At 53.5% G+C, this 7,027-nt stretch carries 3 protein-coding genes; all 3 read right to left on the bottom strand.

The window, feature by feature from the left end:
• Positions 1-69 precede the first annotated feature (69 nt).
• Genes CXK86_RS22130 through CXK86_RS22120 form a run of 3 tightly spaced genes read right to left on the bottom strand, consistent with a single transcriptional unit; the run spans position 70 to position 6,894 of the window.
• Positions 70-1,803: an ABC transporter ATP-binding protein gene (locus tag CXK86_RS22130; RefSeq protein WP_076254971.1), complete on the bottom strand. Its 1,734-nt coding sequence runs from the start codon at positions 1,801-1,803 to the stop codon at positions 70-72.
• Positions 1,800-3,626: an ABC transporter ATP-binding protein gene (locus tag CXK86_RS22125; RefSeq protein WP_101314562.1), complete on the bottom strand. Its 1,827-nt coding sequence runs from the start codon at positions 3,624-3,626 to the stop codon at positions 1,800-1,802. Before CXK86_RS22125 ends, CXK86_RS22130 begins: the two co-directional genes overlap by 4 nt.
• Positions 3,616-6,894 carry a non-ribosomal peptide synthetase gene (locus CXK86_RS22120; RefSeq protein ID WP_076254967.1) on the bottom strand — a complete coding sequence of 1,093 codons (3,279 nt, stop codon included), beginning with the start codon at positions 6,892-6,894 and terminating at the stop codon, positions 3,616-3,618. Before CXK86_RS22120 ends, CXK86_RS22125 begins: the two co-directional genes overlap by 11 nt.
• Between the last annotated feature and the right edge of the window lie 133 nt (positions 6,895-7,027).

Genomic DNA, 7,027 nt, shown 5'->3' with positions numbered 1-7,027 from the left:
ATTAGAGATTGTTTGTAGATAGGCTTTATACCTGAATATCAGCAGGAAGCCGCCCGCCGTAAAGCGGGTCTAGCCGTACAGCCGCGCGTAATAACCTCCGAGCGCCAGCAGGTCCTGATGGCGGCCCCGTTCCACGACCGTTCCTTGATTCATGACCGTAATCAAATCCGCATGTTCCACAGTGCTGAGACGGTGGGCAATCAGAATGGTGGTGCGCCCCTTCATCAATACGTTCAGGGCTTGCTGTACCCAATGCTGGGATTCGTTATCCAATGCAGAAGTCGCTTCGTCCAGCAGTAGAATCGGGGCGTTTTTGAGAATCGCCCGGGCGATCGCAATTCGCTGCCTTTGTCCACCTGACAACGACGCTCCTCTCTCTCCCACCGGCGTTTTATACTGTTCAGGAAGTTCCTGAATAAAATGGTGAGCGTACGCCGCTTTGGCCGCTTCAACCACTTCTTCATCCGTTGCATCCGGATTGCCATAGCGGATATTTTCCTCAATCGTGCCGGTAAACAAAAACGGCTCCTGCGGAACGTATGCAATCTGCCTGCGAATTTCGTCCAGCGTGTAATGGCCGAACGGTTTGCCCTGGAGCAGAATATCTCCGCTGTCCACAGGATAAAAGCCGAGCAGCAGCTTGATCAGCGTACTTTTACCGCTGCCGCTGGCTCCTACAATCGCAGCGACCTGACCAGGAAACACTTGCATGGACATGTCGACAAGTACCTTTTTATCCGCCTGATAGGAAAATTCCACATCGCGAAACTCCACCGCAGCCTCCGATAAAAGCTCGCTACGAGAAGATCCCAAACGCTCCGGTTCCTCTTCCTCACTTAGTACCTCTTGAATCCGGTGAGCGCCCGCGAGCGAATTTTGGGTCATCGACAGAACCATCCCCAGGTTCAACAAGGCGTGCGTCAGATTCACTTGCAAAACTGCCAGAGCGGCGACACTTCCCATTCCCATCAATCCGTAAGCATAAAGAAGACTGCCGATGACGATGATGCCGCAGAACGTGACGTAGCTGATAAAATGGTTCACCGCAGCCTGCATACCGTTCTTTTTCGCCGTTTGCCGAAGCGTTTGCGTCATTTGCTCGTTCAACGCCTCGTACTGGCCGTAAATCGTGCGGATGCGAAACAGCTTCACAATTTGAATGCCGCCCATAAAATCTTTAAATTTTTCGGTCATTTTACCGAGCGTACGCAAGCCTTGTTCGGACAAAGCGCGGATATCCCGTGCAAATTTCAGGCTGACCAGAGAGGACAGCAGCAGAATGACGAAGGATACGCCAGCAAACCGCCAATCAATCACCGCCATAGAGACAATGGAGCCGATGCAGAAGACAACTTGAAGCAGCAAAACGAAGTAAACCTGCGAGAATGTAAACTCAACGGTCGTTACGTCGTTGTTCACTCGCGACAGCAAGTCCCCATGGTGGTTCTGCTCCAGGAATCTCGGCCGCACCCGGCACAGCTTGTCATAAAGACGTTTGCGGATATTCAGCACAGTCAGCTCGACACTGCGCTGGTATAAGTAAATGAACCAGGGAGAAATTATATTTTCCAGGAACAGGGCCGCGCCCAAAATAACAAAAGCTTCTACCATCAGGGACGTATCTCGGGACACGGCGAAATCAACCAAGTTATGTACGACCAAGCTGAAGGCGATCAGAAACAATGTCTGGGTGAGCGCCGTTACAGCAAGGCCAATCGCGTACTGGGTTTTGCGCTTGCGGTTCATAAACGTCAGCAAGTAGCCGAGTTCTTTCACTTGTGATAGCCTTCCGCCCTTTTTCATGTGTACGACACCTCCCTGCGTTCGGCAGACTCGGTAAACTCCTGGTAATACGACTGGGCGTACAGTCCCTTCCTCTCGAGTAATTGTTCATGAGTGCCCTTTTCGACAATACTTCCTTGTTCCATAACCCAAATTTCATCGGCGTTTTGTACCGTAGAAAGCCGGTGGGCAATAACCATGGTCGTTCTCTTCTTCATCAATACGCCCAACGCTTCCTGAACCGCGCTTTCCGACTCCGGATCAAGTGCCGATGTGGGCTCGTCCAACAGCAGAACGGGAGCATCCTTCAGGAACGCCCGAGCCATTGCAATGCGCTGGCGTTGCCCACCGGACAAAAACCCGCCGCGCTCTCCGACATACGTCTGGTAACCGTCCTCAAACTGCATAATGAAAGAATGAGCCTGAGCGGCTTTGGCGGCTTCGATAATCTCGTCCATCGACGCTTCTTGCCGCCCATAGCCGATATTTTCGGCGATCGTACCGCTAAACAAATATGAATCTTGGGTTACCACGGAAAAATGCGACCGAAGCTGCTCGGGATCTGCACCGTGGATCAGGCTTCCGAACACGCGGATCTCGCCCTGATCCTCCGGAAGTGGATAAAAGCCGCATACCAGCTTAAACACCGTACTCTTCCCTCCGCCGCTCGCTCCGACAAGTGCAATCGTCTTGCCTTCCGGCACCGAGAAGCTAACATTCCGCAGAATCGGGGAACTCTCTTCATACCCGAAGGTTACGTTCTGAAACTGGATGGGGGCGGCGCTCGCTTTTGGAATCAAACGGCCATTTTCCATTTCGGTCGGCTGCTCGACGATTTCGGAGACCCTTCTCAGGGCACCGGTCATTTCAAACGTGCGCGTGATGAGCTCGGGAATATGCTCCAGCGGCTCCAGACACAGATTAAGCAAGTACAGGAAGGCGATCAGTTCTCCCGCGCCTAGCTGCCCGTTGTAGATCAAATAGCTTCCGTAACTGACGGCGAAAATGATCGGGCTAATCATCAGCGTAGAAAGCAGCGGGTTGACCCAGGCTTCCCGCTTTTTCACGGCCAGCTTTTTTTGAGCCGTCAATTGTAGCAGCACTTGGTAGGAGCGAGATAACATACCGGATAGCAGGTAGCTTTTTACAATAGGCATCCCCCCAAGCGTATCCTGGAGGTTGACGTTCATTCGGCCCATGTTCGCCTGGGCTTCCTCCGTCAACTGTTCCAACTGCTTGCCGATCCATTGGGAAACCAGCAGTGCTACGGGAAATAACAGCAGGCTGTACAGCATCAGCTCCCATTGGAGATACATCAAATAAGCGAAACAGCCGATAAATAATAGCGGATGATAAAACCACTGGGCGAGGTCCCGAATCATAAATTGCTGGATGAGCTGCAGATCGTTGTTGATCCGCGACAACACGTCGCCGGAGTGCTGCTTTTCCAAATAGGGGACCGGGAGTTTGCCGATATGACGCATGACATGGTTGCGGATATCCTGCACCGCAGAGGCACTGCTTCGCTCCACACCAAAGCTCATGAAAAACTTCGCCGGCACACCGATCAAGATGACCACAAAGACCGTGTACACGATCTGCAGAACGATAGGCCCCGCCCCATTCTCGGCCTGTGTGGTCAACTGCTCGACCAAACGTCCCGTCCATATCTCAATAACCGCGGCGGCAATTGCGGACAGGATACCGACGATCATCCAGCCTTTGTGACGGCTTACATAGGACATCAGCCAGCGGAACGCTTTCCAGGTGGCATAAGCGGTTCGGCGCTTGGAAGGCACCGCTGTGCCTTGTCCTTGAACAGACGTCTGCCGGTCAGCTCCCATGCAGGACCCCTGCCTCCGCTTCGATCTGCTGCTTGATTTGCACTAAGATGTCACGGATGACAACGGCCGTTTCGTCCACGCGCGCGAGTTCCAGTAACTCCTCGTGTGCGCCCTCCAGCCGGTAATCGGCGTAAGCTTGCGTCGTTGCCCTATGCCAAGACGGCAACTGGTGCTCCAGGCGGAACGCTTCACTGTCCTTCGCAATCAGTTCGTAAATCCGGGCAGTTATCGTTCCTGAATTAATAAGCTGCGCTTCGTACGTCAATGTGGCTTTGATCTTCCGATGAACACGCTCCCGCACGAGCGGATTGCTCATTAATTCCTTCTCTTCTTCGTCGAAATCCGCAAGCATCTCTTCAAGCTCTTTCTCAGACGTTTCATAAGGTGTGAGTGTGCCCTTAATCCACGAGTCCACCATGAGCACGTCCGTTACGGAATACCCTCTTCTTTCCATCGATTTGGCTACCTCGAACGTCAGGTTGCCTCCGAAGCAGTAACCGAGCAACACGTAAGGTCCTTCAGGCTGGATACGAACAATCTCATCCACATAACGGTTCAGCAGGGCCTCGTAATCGATGACATCGTCGATAAAATCAATGCCGTAAAGCACGAATCGGCCGTCTAGTCTGCTTGCAAGCTCTCGGTAACCGATGCCGAAGCCGCTGCCTGGAGGGAAGCAGAACACGTTCAGATCCCCTGTTTTATTTAGCTTAATGAAGGAGTCTCCCCCTTTATCCAGACCCAGATCCTCCTCTCCAAAAGCCATGGCTTCAACGGTTACATGATGGAATTGGCGATTCAGCGGTATCTCGATGCCCGTTTCATCGTAAACGGCTTGAACGAGCCTAATCAGACTTAAGGAATTGCCTCCCAACTCAAAAAAGTTATCCTTTACGCCGACCTGTGGAATGCCAAGTGTATCCTGCCAGACACGGGCGATCTTCATCTCGAGCAGTGTTCTCGGCGCAACATATTCCGTTCCTCCAGTGGCGGCTTCCTCTGGTGCGGGTAGCGCTTTGCGGTCGATTTTCCCGTTCGGGGTCAGCGGCATCCGCGAAAGCTGCACGAGGTACGAAGGAATCATATATCCCGGAAGCTGCTTGGCGAGCTGCTCCTTGAGTTCATGCACCGCCAGCCTCGTTTCCGCAACGTAATAAGCGACAAGCTGTTTATGGCCGTTTGCGTCGTCGCGGGCGAGCACCACCGCTTCTTGCATGGCGGCGATCTTCAGCAGCTGCTCTTCAATCTCGCCGATTTCGATCCGGTAGCCGCGGATTTTCACCTGATGATCGATCCGCCCCCGGTATTCGATGTTGCCGTCCGGCAGCCAGCGGGCGAGATCTCCCGTCCGGTAAAGGCGTTCTCCCGGCACAAACGGATGTTCCACAAACTTCTCTGCCGTTAGCTCCAGATGGTTCAGGTAACCTCTCGCAAGCCCTACGCCTGCCACGCATAACTCGCCGTCCACTCCCGGAGGCACAAGCTGCAGGTGGGCATCCAAAATAAAAATCTGATGATTAGACAGCGGGCGCCCGATCGGAATAACTCTGCGCTCTGGCTGCTGCTCATCCGCATCCCAAAGCGTTGTAACAATCGAAGCTTCGGTAGGCCCGTAAGCATTGAAATAGTGGACCTTCTCCTTCCACTGCTGCACAAATTCGGCCGATACCGCCGAACCTCCCGTTACAAGCTTCGTTAAGCTGGGAAGGCGGTCCGGGTTCAAATATGCGCTGTACGTCGGAGGCAAAATCGCCGCCGTAATCGTATGCTCGTTCATATAATTCTCGAACAGGCGGTTGTCGAGAATCGTCTCGGCTGTCGGGATGTACAAAGTCGCGCCAAAATAGAGCGCTTTGAACACTTCCCAGCAGGACGCGTCGAATGACAGGCTGGCGAATTGAACGATCCGGTCATGCTCCGTGATGCCCAGCCTGTCCGCGAACATCAGCTTCAAGCTGACCAAACCACGATGCTCCAGCATGACCCCTTTGGGTTTGCCCGTCGTACCTGATGTATAGATGACATAAGCCAGATCATTCGGACCACTGGCCGGCTCCAGATTCGAAGCATCCAGCACACCAGTGGATTCCGCCCCGCTATCGCCCCAAACAAAATCGTCTAATTCAAGGCGTGTTCCTTCAAAGTCGGTCTTCTCGTGCAGATGTTTTTGAATCAGCAATAACGGTGTGCCTGAATCCTCGATCATGAAGCGGATGCGCTCCTCTGGGTAGTCGGGATCGACAGGCACGAAGGCTCCGCCCGCTTTAAGAATTGCCAGAATGCCGACGACCATATCAAGCGAGCGTTCGACCAGAATTGCTACCAGCTGGTCTGCTTCTACTCCTTTTTCCCGCAGCTTCCGCGCAAGGCGGTTGGATCGCTCGTTCAGCTCGCGGTAGGTCAATTGCCGCTCGTTCATGACGACGGCCACGTTATCCGGGCGATGCTCCGCCTGTTCTTCGAACAAGCCATGAATCGTTTTCCCCCGCTCGAACTCGGTTTCGGTGTCATTAAATCCCTTGAGCAGCATCTCCCTCTCGACTGGGAACAGCATATCGACTTGTCCAAGCTCCAGATCTGGCTGAAATAAAAGCATGGACAGCAACCGAACAAGATGGTCGGCCGCCTGCTCCATAAATGCCCGCTCGTACCGCTGTCCGTCAAAGCTTATTTCCAGCTCGATGGAGTGGTTTTGGCGGTCGAAGCGAAAAACGGTATCAGCCGCCACACGGTTAACCAGCGGTCCCGGATGAATCGGGGCGAAGGATGCGATGGTGTTGACGACCGGGAGGCCATGCCCCGTATAGTCCAAATGGAGCGGCTCCACCATTTTTCGAAAAGGCAGGTGCTGATGCTCCAGCGCCTCGCCGATGGAGCCTTTGATGCCCCCAAGCAGCGTTTTCAGCGTAGTCTGGCTGCTTACCGATGTCTTGATCACCAAGATGTCATGCGGCGGCGTCTCGCCCTGGTCTGCGCTATACGAAGGCATGCCGACCAGCACTTGGTCCCGCCCGGTATATTTGAACAGCAGGGTTTTTACTCCTGCCAAAACAATCATGTACAGAGCCAAATCCGAACCGCTGGCGAGGCCAATGATTCTCTCCGAGAGTTCGCTCGGGAGAGTACGGTGAAGCAAGTCCGGCTCTGCCGCAGCTTCCCCGCCCTCGAATAATTTGGAGGATTGACTGTATGGAAGGAAGCTCAGGCTATCATCTGCGTCAAACTTGCCGCTCCAGTACCGTTCTTCCTTTTCAAATAAAGATTTCATTCGTACCTCCCCTAAAAATGAAGTGACCGCATACCCCGACGCAGGTCTGAAAAGGCTTGCTTTCGACCTGCGCGTTTACGGGCTTGATTTACGGACTTGCAAGTTGTTCGCCGTTTTTCTTGGATGCGCACCA

The sequence above is a fragment of the Paenibacillus sp. BGI2013 genome, from assembly GCF_002843485.1.
In the GTDB taxonomy this organism is placed as follows: Bacteria; Bacillota; Bacilli; order Paenibacillales; family Paenibacillaceae; genus Paenibacillus; species Paenibacillus amylolyticus.
Note: the sequence above shows the minus strand (reverse complement) of the source record. Positions and strands in the feature narration are given on the sequence as shown.